Origin of the sequence: Streptomyces sp. NPDC051921 (assembly GCF_040680975.1) — a bacterium.
GTDB lineage: Bacteria > Actinomycetota > Actinomycetes > Streptomycetales > Streptomycetaceae > Streptomyces.
Map to the genome: position 1 here is coordinate 1 of NZ_JBFAXU010000028.1, position 19910 is coordinate 19910.

Consider the following 19910-nt stretch of genomic DNA (forward strand, 5'->3'; position numbering starts at 1 on the left):
TACCGACCCTCGCGGGCTTTCCTCCGGGCGCTTCCTTCGTTTCCGACTCTATCAGATCTTTCCGATCCGATTTCCTCGGTGCTTTCCGGTCCCGGGCTTTCCGACTTTCGTCTTCTTTCCGAGGCCTTCCGGCGCGTTCCGACTTTATCAGAAGTTCTGAGTCGGAATTTCCGCCTCCCGGTTCGAGCTCCTGGCACACAGTGGTGCCCGGGGCTTCCCCTCTGGCGGAGCCGTAAACGTACTTGAGGGGGGCGCCCCGATGCAAATCGAGGCGCCCCCCTCTCAGCCGTACGGACGGTCCGTCAGACCTCCACGACCACCGGGAGGATCATCGGCCGGCGGCGGTAGGTGTCGGACACCCACTTGCCGACCGTGCGGCGGATCAGCTGCTGGAGCTGGTGCGGCTCGACCACGCCGTCCTGGGCGGACTTGTTCAGGGCCTGGTCGATCTTGGGGAGCACCGCGTCGAACACGGAGTCCTCGATGCCGGAGCCCCGGGCGTGGACGTTCGGGCCGCCCACGATCTTGCCGGTCGAGGAGTCCACGACCACGAAGACCGAGATGATGCCCTCCTCGCCGAGGATCCGGCGGTCCTTGAGGGAGCTCTCGGTGACGTCGCCGACCGAGAGGCCGTCCACGTACACGTAGCCGGCCTGGACCTTGCCGGTGATGCGGGCGCGGCCGTCGACCAGGTCGACGACGACGCCGTCCTCGGCGATGACGATGTGGTCCTTCGGGATACCCGTCATCGCGCCGAGCTCGGCGTTGGCGCGCAGGTGGCGCCATTCGCCGTGGACCGGCATGAGGTTCCTCGGCTTGCAGATGTTGTAGAAGTACAGCAGCTCGCCGGCCGAGGCGTGGCCCGAGACGTGGACCTTGGCGTTGCCCTTGTGGACGACGTTGGCGCCCCAGCGGGTCAGGCCGTTGATCACGCGGTAGACCGCGTTCTCGTTGCCCGGGATCAGGGACGAGGCCAGGATGACCGTGTCCCCGGGGACGATCCGGATCTGGTGGTCGCGGTTGGCCATCCGGGACAGGGCGGCCATGGGCTCGCCCTGGGAGCCGGTACAGACCAGCACGACCTCGTCGTCCGGGAGGTCGTCGAGGGTCTTCACGTCCACGACCAGGCCGGCGGGGACCCGCAGGTAGCCGAGGTCGCGGGCGATGCCCATGTTGCGGACCATGGAACGGCCGACGAAGGCGACCCTGCGGCCGTACTCGTGGGCGGCGTCCAGGATCTGCTGGATGCGGTGCACGTGGCTGGCGAAGCTGGCCACGATGATGCGCTTCTGGGCGTTCGCGAAGACGTTGCGCAGGACGTTCGAGATGTCGCGCTCGTGTGCCGTGAAGCCCGGGACCTCGGCGTTCGTCGAGTCCGTGAGCAGGAGGTCGATGCCCTCCTCGCTCAGGCGCGCGAAGGCGTGCAGGTCCGTGAGGCGGTTGTCCAGCGGGAGCTGGTCCATCTTGAAGTCGCCGGTGTGGACGGCCATGCCCGCGGGGGTGCGGATGGCGACGGCCAGGGCGTCGGGGATGGAGTGGTTGACGGCGATGAACTCGCAGTCGAAGGGACCGAACCGCTCGCGGTTCCCCTCGGCCACCTCAAGGGTGTACGGGCGGATCCGGTGCTCCTGGAGCTTCGCCTCGATCAGGGCGAGGGTCAGCTTGGAGCCGATGAGCGGGATGTCCTGCTTCATGCGGAGCAGGTAGGGCACGCCACCGATGTGGTCCTCGTGGCCGTGCGTCAGGACGATGCCCTCGATGTCGTCGAGGCGGTCCTGGATGGTGGTGAAGTCCGGCAGGATCAGGTCGACGCCCGGCTGCTCCTCCTCGGGGAAGAGGACGCCGCAGTCGACGATCAGAAGGCGGCCGTCGAACTCGAAGACCGTCATGTTCCGGCCGATCTCACCGAGACCGCCGAGCGGGGTGACGCGCAGGCCGCCCTTGGGCAGCTTCGGCGGGGCGCCGAGTTCAGGATGCGGATGGCTCAAAAGACTCTCCTCACCACGCGCGCCACGTACCGGCTCGGCACGTGGCGCGCATGACATTCGTGCACTTGCTGTCGTGTTCAGTTACGGATCTTCAGTTGTGAAGTCTGTAGTCAGAGCTGTACCCCGCCGGCGGCCAGGTCGACCTTGAGCTGGGCGGTCTCCTCGGGGGAGAGCTCGACGAGCGGCAGCCGCAGGGGGCCGGACGGGAGGCCCTGGAGGGCGAGGGCGGCCTTGGTGGTCATGACGCCCTGGGTGCGGAACATGCCGGTGAAGACCGGGAGCAGCCGCTGGTGGATCTCGGTGGCCTTCTGGACGTCGCCGGCCAGGTAGGCGTCGACCATGGCGCGGAGCTCCGGGGCGACGACGTGGCCGACCACGGAGACGAAGCCGCAGGCGCCCACGGAGAGCAGCGGCAGGTTGAGCATGTCGTCACCCGAGTACCAGGCGAGGCCGGACCGGGCGATGGCCCAGCTGGCGCGGCCGAGGTCGCCCTTGGCGTCCTTGTTGGCCACGATGCGCGGGTGCTCGGCCAGCCGGACGATGGTCTCGGTGTCGATGGGGACGCCGCTGCGGCCGGGGATGTCGTAGAGCATCACCGGGAGCTCGGTGGCGTCGGCGATGGCCGAGAAGTGCCGGTACAGGCCCTCCTGGGAGGGCTTGTTGTAGTACGGCGTGACGGCGAGCAGGCCGTGCGCGCCGTCACGCTCGGCGGCGCGGGCGAGCTCGAGGGTGTGGTGGGTGTCGTTGGTTCCGATGCCGGCGACGACGTGGGCGCGGTCGCCGACCGCCTCCAGTACCGCTCGTACGAGCTGCGATTTCTCCGCGTCGGTGGTGGTGGGGGACTCGCCGGTGGTGCCGTTGACGATCAGGCCGTCGTTGCCCGCGTCGACGAGGTGGGAGGCGAGTCGCCGGGCGCCGTCGAGGTCGAGTGCGCCGTCCGCCGTGAACGGCGTGACCATGGCGGTGAGGACCCGCCCGAAGGGGGTCTGCGGAGTGGAGATCGGAGCCATGGGTAACACGCTACTCGCTGCTCAGCGCCGGGTGTCCCCTCGGGGGACGCGATAAGGGGAGCCCGGCACTGCCTGCTCGGGGGTTCAAGCAGTGCCGGGTCCGTTTGATCAGCCTAGATGAACTTCGTGAAACGTCGCAATACGGACACTTCGTGCGCGAAGTTCGTACTTATGTGCTCGACGGGGTGGGCGTTACGGCGCCACACGCCCGTTCTTGTTGAAGGCCTCGTAGGTCAGCGGCATCAGCCGGGCCCAGTGGGCCTCCATCTTCTCGCCGACCATCTCGATCTCACGCTGCGGGAAGGACGGCACGGCGGCGAGCTCGTGCTGGGTGCGCAGACCGAGGAAGTGCATCAGCGAGCGCGCGTTGCAGGTGGCGTACATCGAGGAGAAAAGACCCACCGGCAGGACCGAACGGGCCACCTCGCGGGCGACGCCGGCCGCCAGCATCTCCTGGTACGTGGCGTACGCCTGGCGGTAGGAGTCCTCCATCGTCCGGCTGACCAGCTGGTGCTGCTCCTCGGTGCCCTCGACGAAGACGTACTTGCCCGGGCGGCCCTGCTGGACCAGCTTGCGGGAGGCGTCCGGCACGTAGAAGACGGGCTGCAGCTCCCTGTAGCGACCCGACTCCTCGTTGTAGGACCAGCCCACCCGGTGCCGCATGAACTCGCGGAACACGAAGATCGGGGCGCTGATGAAGAACGTCATCGAGTTGTGCTCGAAGGGGCTGCCGTGCCGGTCCCGCATCAGGAAGTTGATGAGGCCCTTGGAGCGCTCCGGGTCCTTCTGGAGCTCTTCGAGGGACTGCTCGCCCGCCGTGGACACGCGCGCCGCCCACAGGACGTCGGAGTCGGTGGCGGCGCTCCGTACGAGTTCGACCGTGACGTCGCTCCGGATGTCGATCTTCGCGTCGTGCTCGGTGGGGGTGTCAGTCACCAGCGGTCCTTCCCGGCGGGGCTCGTTGCAGTCGCCCACTCTATCTACCTACGACTCAAGGATGAGATTCGGCCGCTTTGATGAAAAAACGGCACCAAAGAGTCGGTTCGCTCGTCTGTACCTGTGACATACACGAGCACCACCGACCCGAGGAGAGTGGCCCTGATGTTTGGCCGGCGAGAGGCCGTACCGTTCGCGTTCGTCGCGGAGTCCGACCGCTTCCGCAGTAACGTCACTCCGCCACCTCCGGAGCGTCTCACGCGCTCCCAGCGCCTGGGCCGTACGCTGTTCGGGCTGACCATCGTCGCCGGGCTCGTCGGCTCGCTCGTCCTCGGTATGCCCTCCCTGCAGACCGGGGAGACGGGCGGACGGCAACAGCAGTCCGAGGCTTCCGACGGGCGCTGAGGTAGCCTCACCGGGCACAGCCCACCGAACGTGCTTGTGAGTGAGGACCTGTCGTGCCCCTGCCCTTTCTGACGGCCGACCGAGATTTCGAAGCGGACGACGACATCGCGCTGCCGTTCGACGACCACGACCAGTGGCGTCGTCCGTACCGGCCGGGGCCGTGGCGGGTGGGGATCGCCGCGCTCGCGCTGCTGCTCGCCTCGTTCGTGCTGCTCGCGGCCGTCATCATCGCCGCGGCCGGCGCGAGCGGTGGGGCCCTGTTCACCTTCGGCTTCGCCGCGCTGATCATCGGCGCGGCGCTGCGCGTGCTGCGCATGGGCGTGTGGGTGAGCCGGGCCGGCCTGCGCCACGTCTCGTTCTTCTCGACCCGGACCGTGCCGTGGGGCCAGGTCACCGCCGTGCGGACCACCCAGCAGCCGGTGCGCTGGCTGGGGCTCCCCCGCACGGTCCAGGGCCAGGCCCTGGTGCTCGTACGGCGGAGCGGCGAGCAGACCCCGCTGCTCACCGACCACAACGCCGACTTCCTCTCCCGCGTCGAGGCCTTCGACCGCGCCGCGGACACGATCGAGGCCTGGAACGCGGAGTACGCCGGCGCGCACTGAGCGCGCCGGGCGTGTCAGCCCGCCTCGTGCAGCGCGATCGCGCGCTGCATGGCCTTGCGGGCGCGGGGGGTGTCGCGGGCGTCGTGGTAGGCCACCGCGAGCCGGAACCAGCAGCGCCAGTCGTCCGGGGCGTCCTCCGTCTCGGCCTTGCGCCGGGCGAACACCTCGTCGGCCGAGTCGCGGTCGATCCGGCCGCCCTCCGTGCGCCTCAGCTCGTCGACGGGCAGCCCGCCCTCGGCCTCCAGCTCCGCGGCCAGGTGGTTCGCCCGGCGCGCGAAACGGGTGTTCTTCCACAGGAACCAGCCGCCGACCAGCGGGAGCAGGAACGCGACCGCGCCCATGCCCATGGCCGCCGGCTCGCCGGTCAGCAGGAGCAGGATCCCCTCCATCCCCACCACGCCGAAGACGAGGACGAGGACGGTGGCGAGGAAGACGTACGTGATCTTTCCGCCCATGACGTCAGCCCAGGTCCAGGAAGTGCTCCAGGCCGAAGGTGAGGCCCGGGGTGGTGACGACACGACGGGCGCCCAGGAGGATGCCCGGCATGAAGCTGGAGTGGTGCAGGGAGTCGTGCCGGACGGTGAGGGTCTCGCCCTCACCGCCGAGCAGCACCTCCTGATGGGCCAGGAGCCCCGCCAGACGCACGGCGTGCACCCGGACGCCGTCGATGTCGGCGCCGCGCGCCCCGTCCACCCCGGTCGTCGTCGCGTCCGGCTGGGCGCCCAGGCCGGCCTCGGCACGCGCCTTGGCGATCAGCTGCGCCGTGCGGGTGGCGGTGCCCGAAGGCGCGTCCACCTTGTGCGGGTGGTGCAGCTCGACGACCTCGACGGACTCGAAGTACGGGGCCGCGATCTGCGCGAACTTCATGGTGAGGACCGCGCCGATGGAGAAGTTCGGGGCGATCAGGACACCGGTCTCCGGCGACTGGGCCAGCCAGCCGTTGAGCTGCGCGAGGCGCTCCTCGGTCCAGCCGGTGGTCCCGACGACCGCGTGGATGCCGTGGCGCACGCAGAAGTCGAGATTGCCCATGACCGAGGCGGGGGTGGTCAGCTCGACGGCGACCTGGGCGTCCGCTTCGACGAGCGTCTCCAGCTTGTCGCCGCGGCCGAGGGTCGCGACCAGTTCCATGTCCTCGGCGGCCTCGACGGCCTTGACCGCCTCGGACCCGATCCGGCCCTGGGCTCCGAGGACCGCCACGCGCAGCTTGCTCATTGCTCTTCCTTACTCGTACTCGAGGGAATCGGGGGACCCGGGGGTCAGGAGACCGCTTCGTGGAGGCGGCTCGCCTGCTTTTCCTTGAGCGGACCTATCACCGAGAGCGAGGGCCGCTGCTGCAGCACGTCGCGTGCCACGTCCCGTACGTCGTCGGGGGTGACGGCGGCGATCCGGGTCAGCATGTCGTCGACCGACATCTGGGTGCCCCAGCACAGCTCGCTCTTGCCGATGCGGTTCATCAGCGCGCCGGTGTCCTCCAGGCCGAGGACGGTCGAGCCGGAGAGCTGGCCGATGGCGCGGGCGATCTCGTCGTCGGTGAGTCCGTCCGTGGCGACCTTGTCGAGCTCGTCCCGGCAGATCCGCAGCACGTCGTGTATCTGGCTGGGCCGGCAGCCCGCGTACACGCCGAAGAGGCCGCAGTCGGCGAATCCGGAGGTGTACGAGTACACGCTGTAGGCGAGGCCGCGCTTCTCCCGGACCTCCTGGAAGAGGCGGGAGGACATGCCGCCGCCGAGGGCGGTGTTCAGCACGCCGAGGGCCCAGCGGCGCTCGTCGGTGCGGGCCAGGCCCGGCATGCCGAGGACGACGTGGGCCTGCTCCGTCTTGCGGCCGAGCAGTTCGACCCGGCCGGCGGTGCGGATGGTGCGCCGGCCGTCGCGCGGGGCGATCGGGCGGGCGTCCGTGCGGCCGAGGGCGCCGGCCTTCTCGAAGGCGCGGCGGACCTGCCGTACCACCGTGGCGTGGTCGACGTTGCCGGCGGCGGCGACGACCAGGTGGGTGGGGTCGTAGTGCTTCTTGTAGAAGCGGGCGACCTGGTCCCGGGTGAGCGCGTTGATGGTGTCGACGGTGCCGAGGACGGGGCGGCCCAGCGGGGTGTCGCCGAACATCGTCTGCGCGAACAGGTCGTGCACCACGTCGCCGGGGTCGTCCTCGGTCATCGCGATCTCCTCGAGGATGACGCCGCGCTCGGCGTCCACGTCGGAGTCGAGGATGAGCGAGCCCGTGAGCATGTCGCAGACGACGTCGATCGCCAGCGGCAGGTCGGTGTCGAGGACCCGGGCGTAGTAGCAGGTGTACTCCTTCGCCGTGAAGGCGTTCATCTCGCCGCCGACCGCGTCGATCGCGGCGGAGATGTCGAGGGCGGACCGCTTGTGGGTGCCCTTGAAGAGGAGGTGCTCCAGGTAGTGGGTGGCGCCGTTGAGCGCCGGGGTCTCGTCCCGGGAGCCGACGTGCGCCCAGATGCCGAAGGTGGCGGAGCGCACCGAGGGCAGGGTCTCCGTGACGATGCGGAGGCCGCCGGGGAGGGTGGTGCGGCGGACCGTGCCGATGCCGTCCTTGCCCGGGAGAAGCGTTTGGGTACGGGCGACGGCCCGCCCCTCGGAAGAGGGGCGGGCCGTCGTCGCGGAACTGCGGGACGTCACTGGTCGGTGTCGTCCTTCGCCTCGTCCTCGCCCTCGATCACGGGGATGAGGGAGAGCTTGCCGCGCTGGTCGATCTCGGCGATCTCGACCTGGACCTTGGTGCCGACCGCGAGCACGTCCTCGACGTTCTCCACGCGCTTGCCACCGGCGAGCTTGCGGATCTGCGAGATGTGCAGCAGGCCGTCCTTGCCGGGCATGAGGGAGACGAAGGCACCGAAGGTGGTGGTCTTGACGACCGTACCCAGGTAGCGCTCGCCGACCTCCGGCATGGTCGGGTTGGCGATGCCGTTGATCGTGGCGCGGGCGGCCTCGGCGGCCGGACCGTCGGCGGCACCGATGTAGATGGTGCCGTCGTCCTCGATCGTGATCTCGGCGCCGGTGTCCTCCTGGATCTGGTTGATCATCTTGCCCTTGGGGCCGATGACCTCGCCGATCTTGTCCACGGGGATCTTCACGGTGATGATCCGCGGGGCGTTCGGGGACATCTCGTCCGGGGTGTCGATCGCTTCCATCATCACGTCGAGGATGTGGAGGCGGGCGTCGCGGGCCTGCTTGAGGGCCGCGGCCAGGACGGAGGCCGGGATGCCGTCCAGCTTGGTGTCGAGCTGGAGGGCGGTGACGAACTCCTTCGTACCGGCGACCTTGAAGTCCATGTCGCCGAAGGCGTCCTCCGCACCGAGGATGTCGGTGAGGGCGACGTAGTGCGTCTCGCCGTTGATCTCCTGGGAGATCAGGCCCATGGCGATACCGGCGACGGGGGCCTTGAGGGGCACACCGGCGTTCAGCAGCGACATGGTGGAGGCGCAGACCGAGCCCATGGACGTCGAGCCGTTGGAGCCGAGGGCCTCGGACACCTGACGGATCGCGTACGGGAACTCCTCGCGGGTCGGCAGGACCGGCACGATCGCGCGCTCGGCGAGCGCGCCGTGGCCGATCTCGCGGCGCTTCGGCGAACCGACGCGGCCGGTCTCACCGACGGAGTACGGCGGGAAGTTGTAGTTGTGCATGTAGCGCTTGCGGGTCACCGGGGAGAGGGTGTCCAGCTGCTGCTCCATGCGGAGCATGTTGAGGGTGGTGATGCCCAGGATCTGGGTCTCGCCACGCTCGAAGAGGGCGGAGCCGTGCACGCGCGGGATGGCCTCGACCTCGGCGGCGAGCGTACGGATGTCCGTGACGCCGCGGCCGTCGATGCGGACCTTGTCCTTGATGACGCGCTCGCGGACCAGGGCCTTGGTCAGGGACCGGTAGGCCGCGGAGATCTCCTTCTCGCGGCCCTCGAAGGCCGGGAGGAGCTTCTCGGCGGCGAGCTCCTTGACGCGGTCCAGCTCGGCCTCGCGGTCCTGCTTGCCCGCGATGGTCAGCGCCTGGGAGAGCTCGCCCTTGACGGCGGCCGCGAGGGCCTCGTACACGTCGTCCTGGTAGTCCAGGAAGACCGGGAACTCGCCCTCGGGCTTGGCGGCCTTCGCGGCCAGGTCCGACTGGGCCTTGCAGAGGACCTTGATGAACGGCTTCGCGGCCTCGAGGCCCGCGGCGACGATCTCCTCGGTCGGCGCCTCGGCGCCGCCCTTGACGAGGGCGATGGTCTTCTCGGTGGCCTCGGCCTCGACCATCATGATCGCGACGTCGCCGTCCTCCAGGACGCGGCCCGCGACCACCATGTCGAAGACGGCGTCCTCGAGCTCGGTGTGCGTCGGGAAGGCGACCCACTGGCCCTTGATCAGGGCGACGCGGACGCCGCCGATCGGGCCGGAGAAGGGCAGGCCGGCCAGCTGGGTGGACGCGGACGCGGCGTTGATCGCGACGACGTCGTACAGGTGGTCGGGGTTGAGCGCCATGACCGTGGCGACGACCTGGATCTCGTTGCGCAGGCCCTTCTTGAAGGACGGGCGCAGCGGGCGGTCGATCAGGCGACAGGTGAGGATCGCGTCCTCGGAGGGGCGGCCCTCACGGCGGAAGAAGGAGCCGGGGATCTTGCCGGCGGCGTACATCCGCTCCTCGACGTCCACCGTCAGGGGGAAGAAGTCGAGCTGGTCCTTGGGCTTCTTCGACGCGGTGGTCGCGGAGAGCACCATGGTGTCGTCGTCGAGGTAGGCGACGGCGGAGCCGGCGGCCTGGCGGGCCAGACGGCCCGTCTCGAAGCGGATCGTGCGGGTGCCGAAGGAGCCGTTGTCGATGACGGCCTCGGCGTAGTGGGTCTCGTTCTCCACTAGCGGTTTCTCCTACGTTTCGTCTTTGCGCCCACGGGCCCGTGTGGCCCGGGGCGGTGCGGGAGAAGCACTGTCGTGGCGGGCCGGTCTTCGATCGAAGCTCCCGGGACCGATGCCCGGGGGCCACTACCGAGGACCGGCGGCGTGCCGGCTGCTTCTCGCGCGTGGATGTGGCGTTGTGTGACCAGACTAATTGCCGGTGGGTACATCGCGCACGTACAGCAAAGGGAGCGGCCCCCTGAAAGTGGGAACCGCTCCCTTCACGGCGTCTTACTTGGCGCCGCCGGCCGCACCGCGGCGGATGCCGAGGCGGTCGACCAGCGTACGGAAGCGCTGGATGTCCTTCTTGGCCAGGTACTGCAGCAGGCGGCGGCGCTGACCGACCAGGATCAGCAGACCACGACGGGAGTGGTGGTCGTGCTTGTGGGTCTTGAGGTGCTCGGTCAGGTCCGAGATGCGGCGGGACAGCATGGCGACCTGGACCTCGGGGGAGCCGGTGTCGCCCTCCTTGGTGCCGAACTCGGCCATGATCTGCTTCTTGACGGCGGCGTCGAGAGCCACGCGGATCTCCTCTGGTTCGTGCGCCCACGAGTGCCCCTGGTCTTGATCTCAGGGGAAGCTTCCATGACTCGGGAGCGAAGGTCCGATGAGCGCTGCTCCCCGATGCTCGGGGCTTCCGGGAGCGCGTACACAAACGGCCGTCACACAGCGTACCAGCTCGGCCGAGGGCCCCCGGATCGGGCCCGGGAACTCCCCGTCGCCCGACTCGGCCGACCGGGTTCGGCCGAACGGGTCGGCCGGTCGCCCGGTGGCCCGGTCGCCCCGCCTGGGGCCGACGTGGCGAGCGGGGCACCCGGCCCGGAGCTCAGCTGGTCAGCTGGTCAGCGAGCGGGCCCGCATGAAGACGTCGAGGACGGCGAGGCACAGCGGGACCAGGGAGAGCAGGACGAAGCCCTCGGCGAGGTCGAGCAGCCGGCCCCAGAACGGCGAGAGGCCCTTCCTCGGGATGATCAGGCCGATCGCGGTGACCAGGGCGGCGCCGGCCGCGACGGCCGCGCTCAGCCAGATCGTACGGATGTCCAGGCCGCCGCGGTCCCCGTACATGAGGAGGTCCTTGACGAGGTCCACCGGCGGGTTCAGGGAGAGCCCCAGGACCAGCAGGGCGATGGCGGCGAGACCGGCCACCAGGACGCAGGCGACCTGCGAGGTGTAGCGGAAGAGCCGGGCGCGCAGCAGCATCGCGAGACCCGCGGCCAGGGCCAGCAGCTGGCCCCAGACGTTCCCGGCGAAGCCGAGCACCGCGCAGGAACCGACGACGACGGCCGCGCAGCCGCCGACCAGGCCGAGCAGCATCTCGTGGCCGCGGCGGGCCTGGAGGGCGATGCGCTCGCCGTCGACCGGCTGCGCCTCCGCGTGGACGGCCTGGTGCGGGTCGGCGAGGAACTCGTCGTCGGTGGCGCTGCGCGGGGAGGCGTAGCCGATGGGCAGCCGGGCGAAGCGGGCCGAGAGACCGGGCAGGAAGGCGACCAGGCCGATGGCGACGGGCACGCACACGGCGGCGGTGCCGGTGGCCGAGGCCTCGGTGAGGATCGCGACGAACGTCGCGAGGGTGCCGACGGTGGCCAGGAAGGTCGCGGCGACGAACGGGGCGTCGCCGCTGGGCGTGAGCGCGACGAGGGCGACGGCGGCGACCAGGACGGTGACGCAGCCGAGCAGGAACTGGAGCCGGCCCGGGCCCTGCCCGGCGTCGGCGGCGACGATGCCGGAGCCGGCGATCAGGAGCAGCGGCAGCGCGCCGAGGCCGAGCGCGACCGCGGTGGCCCGGTCGCCGTACACCCGGGCGCGGACGCCGGCGAAGGCGGTGAGGAGCAGGCCTGCGGCGCCCGCGATCACGCCGGGCAGGCTGTGCATGTCGTGGCGGACCGGGTCGGCGAACCAGAGCACGAAGCCCATGAGGACGAGGAGCAGCACGCCGCCGACGAGTCCGGCGCCGCGCAGCAGCTCGTCGCTCCACAGGTGCCGGTCGCGGGTGACGGCGGAGGCGACGGCGTCGGACACGTCGTCGAAGACGGCGGGCGGCAGGGACTGCGCGAAGGGGCGCAGCGAGAGCACCTCGCCGTCGAGGACCTGCTGGGCGGCGAGGCTGCGGGCGCCGTCGAGGACGGTCCCGTCGCGGCGGACCAGGTGGTAACCGGTCGGGGCGCCGGCCGGCTGGGTCTGCCCGGTGAGCCGGAGGATCTCCGGGTAGACGTCGGCGACGGCGATGTCCTCGGGGAGTGCGACGTCGATGCGGCTGTCCGGCGCCACGACGGTGACGCGGCAGAAGCCGGTCGCTGCGGTCGTACTCACGTGTCTGGACCCCCTGATTCGCGGTTGCGCACAGTGCGGCGACACCCTACCGGGGAGTGGGGACGGTGGTGGCAAGTAGGATCGCCGTCGCGCGGGGGAGGCCGTCGCCGACGGGGGCGCCGGAGCGGAAGGTCCCCGCACGAGCCCGCCCGTAACGAGGGATTGATGCGCCGGTGAGCCAGATCGTCGTCAAACGCCCGCCGAGGTCCCTTCCTCCGGAAGTACCCGGTGAGGAACTGGTCCTGGAGGCACCGCCGGAACTGCCGCGGGGGCAGCAGGAGTCCGCGTTGATGCAGCTCCTGCCGATGCTCGGCATGGGTTCGTCCGTGGTGTTCTTCTTCATGACGCCGTCTCCGATCATGCGGATCATGGGCACGCTGATGCTGGCGTCGACCGTCGGCATGGCCATCGCCCAGTTCGTCAGATTCCGTCGCGGGTCGCAGGGGCAAATGGCCGATGTGCGGCGGGACTACCTCAAATACCTCGCACAGACCCGGCGTACGGTGCGGCGCACGGCGCGCAAGCAGCGGGACGCCCAGCTGTATCTGCACCCGGCGCCCGAGCAGTTGTGGTCGGTGGTCGCCGAGGGCTCGCGGGTGTGGGAGCGCCGGGTCGGCGACAACGACTTCGCGCAGGCCCGGATCGGGCTCGGCGCGCAGCAGTTGGCGACTCCGCTGGTCGCGCCGGAGACGGCGCCGGTGGACGAGCTGGAGCCGCTGTGCGCGGGTGCGATGCAGCAGTTCCTCGCGGTGCACGGCACCTTGGACGGGCTGCCGATGGCGGTCTCGCTGCGGGCGTTCTACCACGTGACGGTGTCGGGCGACCCGGAGGCGGCGCAGTCGGCGGCGCGCGGTCTGGTGGCGCAGCTGGTGACGCTGCACTCCCCCGACGACCTGACGCTGGCCGTGGTCGCGGCGCGGGGCGCGCAGGAGCGCTGGGACTGGACGAAGTGGCTGCCGCACACGCAGGTGGCGGGCACCGTCGACGGGGCCGGCACGAAGCGCCTGTTCGGCGACGACCTGGGCGAGCTGGAGCAGCTGATCCGCTCCCGGCTGGACGGCCGGCCGCGGTTCAGCCGGGACAACCAGCCGGTCCTGGACCAGCCGCACGTCGTGGTGATCCTGGACGGCGGGATGGTGCCGCCGGACTCGCTGCTCGCGGCGGCCGAGGGGCTGCAGGGCGTGACCATCGTGGAGGTGGTCTCCGGCGAGCTGGACGAGCCGCGCGGCGGTCTGTCCGTCGTCGTGCGGCCGGGGCGGCTGCGCCTGGAGTCGGGCGGCGGTTTCGCGTACGAGGGCGTGCCCGACGGCATGTCGCTGCCGGCGGCCGAGGCGCTGGCCCGGCAGCTCGCGCCGCTGCGGATGGGCGGCGGGGACGACGACGAACCGCTGCTCGCCAACCTGGACTTCACGGATCTGCTGAACCTGGGCGACGCGGCCTCGGTGGACGTGGCCCGCACCTGGCGGCCGCGGTCGGTCGCGGAGCGGCTGCGCGTGCCGATCGGCGTCGGCGAGGACGGCTCGCCGGTCATGCTGGACCTGAAGGAGGCCGCCCAGGAGGGCATGGGCCCGCACGGTCTGTGCGTGGGCGCGACGGGTTCCGGAAAGTCGGAGCTGCTGCGCACGCTGGTGCTCGGTCTGGCGGTGACGCACTCCTCGGAGACGCTGAACTTCGTCCTCGCGGACTTCAAGGGCGGTGCCACCTTCGCGGGCATGTCGCAGATGCCGCACGTGGCGGCCGTCATCACCAACCTCGCGGACGACCTGACGCTGGTCGACCGCATGGGCGACGCGATCCGCGGTGAGCTGCAGCGGCGTCAGGAGCTGCTGCGGTCGGCGGGCAACTACGCCAACATCCACGACTACGAGAAGGCGCGCGCGGCCGGTGCTCCCCTGGAGCCGCTGGCCTCGCTGGTGCTGGTCATCGACGAGTTCAGCGAGCTCCTGACGGCCAAGCCCGACTTCATCGACATGTTCATCCAGATCGGCCGCATCGGCCGCTCGCTGGGTGTGCACCTGCTGCTCGCCTCGCAGCGCCTGGAGGAGGGCAAGCTGCGCGGTCTGGACACGTACCTCTCGTACCGGATCGGTCTGCGGACCTTCTCGGCGGCCGAGTCGCGCACGGCGATCGGTGTGCCGGACGCGTACCACCTGCCGTCGGTGCCGGGTTCGGGCTATCTGAAGTTCGGCACGGACGAGATGACCCGCTTCAAGGCGGCGTACGTCTCGGGCACGTACCGGACCGGTGGTCCGCGCCTGGAGGCGGGGAGCCTGCCGATCGAACGCCGGCCCGCGGTGTTCACCGCGTCGCCGGTACCGGTCGTGTACGCCGCGCCGGACCCGGCGTACCTGACGGCGCAGCGCGACGAGGACGACGACGCGCTCGCGGACACCGTCCTCGACGTGATCGTGCGCCGTCTGGAGGGCCAGGGGGTGCCCGCCCACCAGGTGTGGCTGCCGCCGCTCGACCAGGCACCGTCCCTCGACCAGCTGCTGCCGGGGCTCGCGCAGACCGCGGACCGGGGGCTCACGGCGACCGAGTACACCCGCCCGGGCGGCCTCACGGTGCCGCTCGGCCTGATCGACAAGCCGTTCGAGCAGCGCCGCGAGGTGCTGTACCGGGACTTCTCCGGCGCGGCGGGCCACATGATGGTGGTCGGCGGTCCGCAGTCCGGCAAGTCGACGCTGATGCGGGCGCTGGTCTCGTCGTTCGCGCTCACCCACACGCCGGCCGAGGTGCAGTTCTACTGCCTGGACTTCGGTGGCGGCGGCATGTCCTCGCTGGCCGAGCTGCCGCACGTCGGCGGGGTCGCGTCCCGCCTGGACCCGGAGCGCGTGCGGCGGACGGTCGCCGAGGTGCTCGGCGTGCTGAACCGGCGCGAGGAGTTCTTCCGCGCGCACAACATCGACTCCATGACCACCTACCGGCGCAAGCGCGCGGCGGGTGAACTGCCGGGCGAGGCCTGGGGCGACGTCTTCCTGGTCATCGACGGCTGGGGCGGCTTCCGCAACGAGTACGAGGGGCTCGAGGGCACGGTCGCCGACCTGGCCTCGCGCGGTCTCGGCTACGGCATCCACGTCGTCATCACCGCGGCCCGCTACATGGAGGTGCGGGCGGCGCTCAAGGACCAGATGCTGGGCCGGCTGGAGCTGCGGCTCGGTGACGTCATGGACTCCGAGTTCGACCGCAAGGTCGCGGCGAACGTGCCGACGGGCGTGCCCGGGCGCGGCCAGGTGCCGGAGAAGCTGCACTTCATGGGGGCGCTGCCGCGGATCGACGGGTCGAGCTCGGCGCAGGACCTCGCGACGGGCACGGCGGCCTTCGTGGAGGCCGTGCGCACCGCCTGGCACGGTCCCTCGGCGCCGGCGGTCCGGCTGCTGCCGCACAAGCTGGCGGCCGACCAGCTGCCGAAGGGCTTCGAGTTCCCGCAGCACGGCATCGCGATCGGCATCGACGAGACGCGTCTGGAGCCGGTGTTCGTCAACTTCGACACCGATCCGTTCTTCCTCATCTTCGGTGAGAGCGAGTCCGGCAAGACGAACCTGCTGCGCCTGATCGCCAAGCAGATCGGTGAGCGCTACTCCCCCGACGAGGCGAAGCTCGTCGTCGGCGACTACCGCCGGGCGCTGCTCGGCAGCCTGCCGGAGGAGCACCTGCTGGAGTACGCGCCGATGGCGAGCTCCATGCAGATGCACATGGAGGCGCTCTCCGGGGTCTTCGCGCGGCGTCAGCCGCCGCAGGACGTGACGCCGCAGCAGCTGCGGGACCGCAGCTGGTGGTCGGGGCCGCAGGTCTTCATCATCGTGGACGACTACGACCTGGTGGCGACGAGCGCCGGCAACCCGCTCGCCCCGCTGGCCGAGTTCCTGCCCTTCGCCCGCGACACGGGCGTGCGCTTCATCATCGCGCGCAACAGCGCGGGGGCCTCGCGGTCCATGTACGAGGCGTTCATGCAGCGCATCAAGGAGCTGGGCGCCCAGGGCGTGGTCCTGTCCGGCGACCCGCAGGAGGGCGATCTGCTCGGCAACGTGCGGCCGCGGCCGATGCCGCCGGGCCGCGGCTACTTCGTGTCGCGGCGCGGGGCGGCTTCGCTGGTGCAGACGGGGCGTTTGCCGGAGAGGTGAGGCATCGGCAGGTCTCGACAGGGAGGTCCGGCTTCGACACGGCGGTGCGGAGCCGGACCCCGGCTCCCACCGCCGGACTGCGACACTGTGGTTGGACGTGAGCACTTCAGAAATGCAAACATCGCCGTAACTCAGCCCAAGGTCAGCCAAGGGGGAAACCGTGTCGTTCGATGACGAGTGGGCACAGCAGAAGAGCGCCGCCATGGACCGTCAGGCGACGAGCATGCAGCTCAACCAGCTGCCCGCCGACCCGGGCGGGGGCGGCCAGCCCGACCTGGCGACCTCGCCCGCCAAGAAGAAGGCCGCCGCCAACACCATCGAGACGCAGATCCAGCCGGACCTGAAGTCGGCCGCGGACGCGGCGGACGAGGGCACGAACGGCGCGGTGACGGAGTTCAAGGGCTGGGACACCTCGGCAGGCCTGAGCAAGGCCCACGAGCACTGGGACAGCCAGGTGAAGCGGCTGAACGCGCGCCTCGAATCGGAGAAGAGCGCGCTGCGGAACACGTCGACGCTGTTCCAGAACAACGATCTGACGACGGGGTACAGCTTCGCTCCGACGCAGTCCAAGGTCTCGGGAATCTAGGGGGATCACGATGCCGACGTACCAGGAGATCATGCAGACCGACCTGGGCAAGCTGAGCACCGCCGCCGACGGCTGGAAGAGCATGGCGGAGAAGCTCAAGAAGGTGGAGGACCTCTACGAGAAGGAGGTCCAGAGCGTCGCCACCAAGAACCCCCTCTGGACGGGTCAGGCCCAGCAGTTCAGCGCCCAGAACTTCGGGATCACGCGCAACGAGCTCGACGCGGCGCAGAAGGAAGCCCTCGCCATGGAGTCGCTGCTCCGTGACGCGCACGGCACGTTCACCGAGCTCAAGGGCCGGGTGAAGGCGGCGGTCGACGAGGCCATAGGCGCCGGCATGAAGGTCAACGAGTCCGGCAGCGCGAGCTACGACTTCAGCAAGGTCAGCCAGCAGGAGGCGTACACCATCCGCCACGACCCGGACCTGCGGGAAGTGGAGATGTCCTACACGCGCAAGATCAACGACGCGGTCAAGGCGGTCACCGACTTCGACGCCGACGTCAAGGTCGCCCTCCTCAACGCGTCGGGCGCCGACGGCACGGCCATGTTCGGCTTCAACTCCAAGCCGGTCAACGACGTCGAGGCCGTCGAGGCGCTCGCCCTGTCGGACAAGGTGCGCGAGGGCAAGGCCTCGAAGGCGGAGCTGGAGCACTACCGCGACCTGCTGAAGCAGAACTCGGGCGACAAGCACTTCAGCGAGGCGTACCTGAACGGTCTCGGCGCCAAGGACACCCTGGCGATCGCGGACAAGATGAACCTGGCGGCGAACGAGCGGGGCATCCCGGCCGACCAGAAGAAGCTGTACGAGTCGATCCAGGCGGGCCTGGCGGACACGATCGCCTCCGGCACGAAGGACCCGAACAGCTACGCGTACCGGCCGTTCGTGGACGGTGTGAAGGAGCTGGGCGGGAAGAACCTCGCGAGCAACACCCAGCCGACGCTCGGGTACCAGATGCTGGCCACGCTGATGAGCCAGGGGGACGCGAAGGCCTACGGCAAGGAGTTCCTCAACGAGATCGGCGACGACATGATCTCGATCGAGAAGAAGAAGCCCGAGGTCTGGCTGCACTTCTTCGACGGCCAGCGCCCCAACATCGCCCACGACCCGCTGGACACCGTCCTCAACATCATGAGCAAGGACCCGGCGGACGCCGAGTACTTCCTCGACCCCAAGGCACCAGGCAACTCCAACGAGCACCTGAAGTTCCTGCTGAACGACCGCAAGTGGCCGGACCCGCTGATGAACACCCTCTACTCGGCCCCCATGGAGATGGACGACCCGTTCAAGGCCCAGGGCCTCGGCAACGCCATCCAGGCGGCGGCGACGGGACACGCGCCGGGCGAGAAGCTGGGCGAGGTGGGCGCGCACACCGAGGGACAGGCGCGCGTCATGCAGAACGCGATCAAGTTCCTGGACGACGACAAGGGCGGCGCCGAGTTCAACGAGAACCTCGCCAACCTCAAGCAGCCGATGGCCCGGGCGCTCGCCGACTACGTGGCCGACACCCACATCACGCTCAACGGCCAGGAGTCGGCGTACGGCGGTGCTGCGGGCAAGGACGACATCTACGGCTCGGGCAACAACGCGCACATCGCCGTGGGCCAGGAGAGCCTGATCCGCGTCATGCGCGGCATCGCCGACGACGGGCCGTCGTACGCCCTGATGTACGAGGCGGAGCGCGCCTACTCGGCGAAGCAGCTCGCGGAGGCGCCGCCCTTCGAGACCAACCCCGTACACGGCCAGAGCGCCGAATGGGACCACCGCTCGCGGAACGTCGGCATCGCGATGGGCGCACTCAACGAGATCGGCGCCGACGTCTACATCGACAAGGGCAAGGACAAGGCGGACTGGGCCGAGAAGACGGGCGAGTACTCGGCCATCGCCGGCAACGCGCTGATCGGCGAGATCCCGGTCGTCGGCACCGCAGGTGGCGCACTGATCGACTCCGTGAAGTTTGACTGGGTCAAGGACGTCCAGGAGGTGGCGGAGGAAACAGCGAGGAAGGAGTCGAGCGGCGCCTACTCCTCGGGAACGGACGGTATGAACCTCATGTTCGACGAATGGAAGAAGCGCGAGAACTTGGAGCAGGGGCCCTTCGACTCGGCGAAGGACGCGGCGAACGCGGGCCACTCCGATGGAATCGGCGCGGCGAAGAAGTACCTGGGGTGATGATGCTCGAATCGCGTGCGCGCCGGCTCCTGACCGTCGCGGCCCTCTCCCTGTTCGCGGTCACCGCCTGCAGCTCCTCGGAGGAGCCGCAGGCGGGGCGCCCGGACGATTACGTGTGTGCCATCCCCGCGGGTTCCGCAGAGGACAAGCTGCTGCGCCAGGTGATCCGCGCCGACTCCTACGAGACGCAGAACGGAAACCGGACCCCTCGCTTCGTCGAGAAGATGCAGACCAATCTGCGGGGGCTCCCCGCAGGCCAGGTCACCCGTTCCGTCCGGCAGTGTTCGTACTTCCCCGACGGCCGCCGCGGCGACGGTCAAGCGACCATCGAGTACAGCTGGGCACAGCCTGCCGACGCGAAGAAGGGCGCCGCGAAAGGCGCGCGCTCGTACGAACTGAACGGCGCGACGGGCACGTCCGACGACGTCACGACGGATCTGTACGTACAGTGCCGCCTGCCGGGCGAGCTGGCGGACAGCTCGGCCACGGTGCTCCTGCACGCGGACGCCTCGTTCACCGTCAACCTGGGAGCCGTCAAGGACCACGGCACCCAGGACCAGCAGATGGACTTCGTCTACCGCATGGCACGCAAAGCCACCGAGGCCCTGGGCTGCGAGAACGAGCCGCTGGCGAAGGACCCGGTCGCGAAGCCGCTCGCGGCGGGGTGAGCGTCGGCTCGGAAGAGCGTTTCGCCCGCGTGAGCGCTCAGGGCGCCGATCTCGCGCGTGCCCGGGAGGGCCACGATGCACGTCCGGCACAGGACGGCACGACCGACCTCCTGAACGCCTGGGGGAAGAAGGAAGGAATCTACGACAATGGCCCGCACAAATCGGCGAGGGACGCTGCGGCAGGCGGCTACGAGGACGGCCGCAGCGCCGCAGCGGCACACCTGGGGAACGG

Annotated in this window: 15 protein-coding genes; 6 read left to right on the forward strand and 9 right to left on the reverse strand. The window is 70.0% G+C overall.

Going from position 1 to position 19910, the window contains the following annotated elements; genetic code table 11:
• Window positions 1-302: 302 nt before the first annotated feature.
• From AB0M16_RS30670 to thyX, 3 genes are all read right to left on the reverse strand, one after another.
• The gene (locus AB0M16_RS30670) at window positions 303-1988 is read right to left on the reverse strand and encodes a ribonuclease J (protein WP_365348712.1); all 1686 of its coding nucleotides are present in this window, start codon (window positions 1986-1988) and stop codon (window positions 303-305) included.
• Window positions 1989-2098: 110 nt separating this feature from the next.
• On the reverse strand, window positions 2099-2998 hold the full coding sequence (gene dapA, locus AB0M16_RS30675; protein WP_365348714.1) for a 4-hydroxy-tetrahydrodipicolinate synthase: 900 nt from the start codon (window positions 2996-2998) through the stop codon (window positions 2099-2101).
• A 192-nt stretch (window positions 2999-3190) separates the two neighbouring features.
• Entirely contained in the window at window positions 3191-3934 is a 744-nt protein-coding gene (thyX, locus tag AB0M16_RS30680; RefSeq protein WP_365348715.1) for an FAD-dependent thymidylate synthase, read from the reverse strand.
• 165 nt (window positions 3935-4099) lie between these two features.
• On the opposite strand from thyX, the gene AB0M16_RS30685 reads away from it, so the two are divergent.
• Together AB0M16_RS30685 and AB0M16_RS30690 are read left to right on the forward strand one after the other, a co-directional pair.
• Complete coding sequence (locus AB0M16_RS30685; protein WP_365348717.1) at window positions 4100-4339, forward strand: hypothetical protein; 240 nt, start codon at window positions 4100-4102, stop codon at window positions 4337-4339.
• Window positions 4340-4392: 53 nt separating this feature from the next.
• Window positions 4393-4941 carry a PH domain-containing protein gene (locus AB0M16_RS30690; RefSeq protein ID WP_365348719.1) on the forward strand — a complete coding sequence of 183 codons (549 nt, stop codon included), beginning with the start codon at window positions 4393-4395 and terminating at the stop codon, window positions 4939-4941.
• Between the two features lie 14 nt (window positions 4942-4955).
• Here AB0M16_RS30690 and AB0M16_RS30695 read toward each other — a convergent pair whose 3' ends face one another.
• The 6 genes from AB0M16_RS30695 to eccD form a co-directional block, all read right to left on the reverse strand.
• Window positions 4956-5396, reverse strand: a complete 441-nt coding sequence (locus tag AB0M16_RS30695) for a hypothetical protein (RefSeq protein ID WP_365348721.1) — start codon at window positions 5394-5396, stop codon at window positions 4956-4958.
• 4 nt (window positions 5397-5400) lie between these two features.
• Entirely contained in the window at window positions 5401-6153 is a 753-nt protein-coding gene (gene dapB, locus AB0M16_RS30700) for a 4-hydroxy-tetrahydrodipicolinate reductase (RefSeq protein WP_365348723.1), read from the reverse strand.
• A 44-nt stretch (window positions 6154-6197) separates the two neighbouring features.
• Window positions 6198-7577: a pitrilysin family protein gene (locus AB0M16_RS30705; protein ID WP_365348725.1), complete on the reverse strand. Its 1380-nt coding sequence runs from the start codon at window positions 7575-7577 to the stop codon at window positions 6198-6200.
• Window positions 7574-9784, reverse strand: coding sequence for a polyribonucleotide nucleotidyltransferase (locus AB0M16_RS30710; RefSeq protein ID WP_365348727.1), 2211 nt, complete (start codon window positions 9782-9784; stop codon window positions 7574-7576). The genes AB0M16_RS30705 and AB0M16_RS30710 overlap by 4 nt, the downstream gene beginning before the upstream one ends.
• A 270-nt stretch (window positions 9785-10054) precedes the next feature.
• Window positions 10055-10345 (reverse strand): 30S ribosomal protein S15, encoded by a 291-nt coding sequence (gene rpsO, locus AB0M16_RS30715; RefSeq protein WP_128976159.1) that lies wholly within the window; start codon window positions 10343-10345, stop codon window positions 10055-10057.
• Between the two features lie 312 nt (window positions 10346-10657).
• The gene (gene eccD, locus AB0M16_RS30720) at window positions 10658-12133 is read right to left on the reverse strand and encodes a type VII secretion integral membrane protein EccD (RefSeq protein WP_365348729.1); all 1476 of its coding nucleotides are present in this window, start codon (window positions 12131-12133) and stop codon (window positions 10658-10660) included.
• 173 nt (window positions 12134-12306) lie between these two features.
• On the opposite strand from eccD, the gene eccCa reads away from it, so the two are divergent.
• The 4 genes from eccCa to AB0M16_RS30740 all read left to right on the forward strand — a co-directional run bounded on the left by eccCa (window position 12307) and on the right by AB0M16_RS30740 (window position 19678).
• Complete coding sequence (gene eccCa, locus AB0M16_RS30725) at window positions 12307-16257, forward strand: type VII secretion protein EccCa (protein WP_365348731.1); 3951 nt, start codon at window positions 12307-12309, stop codon at window positions 16255-16257.
• 160 nt (window positions 16258-16417) lie between these two features.
• Window positions 16418-16843 (forward strand): hypothetical protein, encoded by a 426-nt coding sequence (locus tag AB0M16_RS30730; protein WP_365348733.1) that lies wholly within the window; start codon window positions 16418-16420, stop codon window positions 16841-16843.
• 10 nt (window positions 16844-16853) lie between these two features.
• Window positions 16854-19010 carry a hypothetical protein gene (locus AB0M16_RS30735; protein ID WP_365348735.1) on the forward strand — a complete coding sequence of 719 codons (2157 nt, stop codon included), beginning with the start codon at window positions 16854-16856 and terminating at the stop codon, window positions 19008-19010.
• Window positions 19010-19678 (forward strand): hypothetical protein, encoded by a 669-nt coding sequence (locus AB0M16_RS30740; RefSeq protein ID WP_365348737.1) that lies wholly within the window; start codon window positions 19010-19012, stop codon window positions 19676-19678. Before AB0M16_RS30735 ends, AB0M16_RS30740 begins: the two co-directional genes overlap by 1 nt.
• Window positions 19679-19910 lie beyond the last annotated feature (232 nt).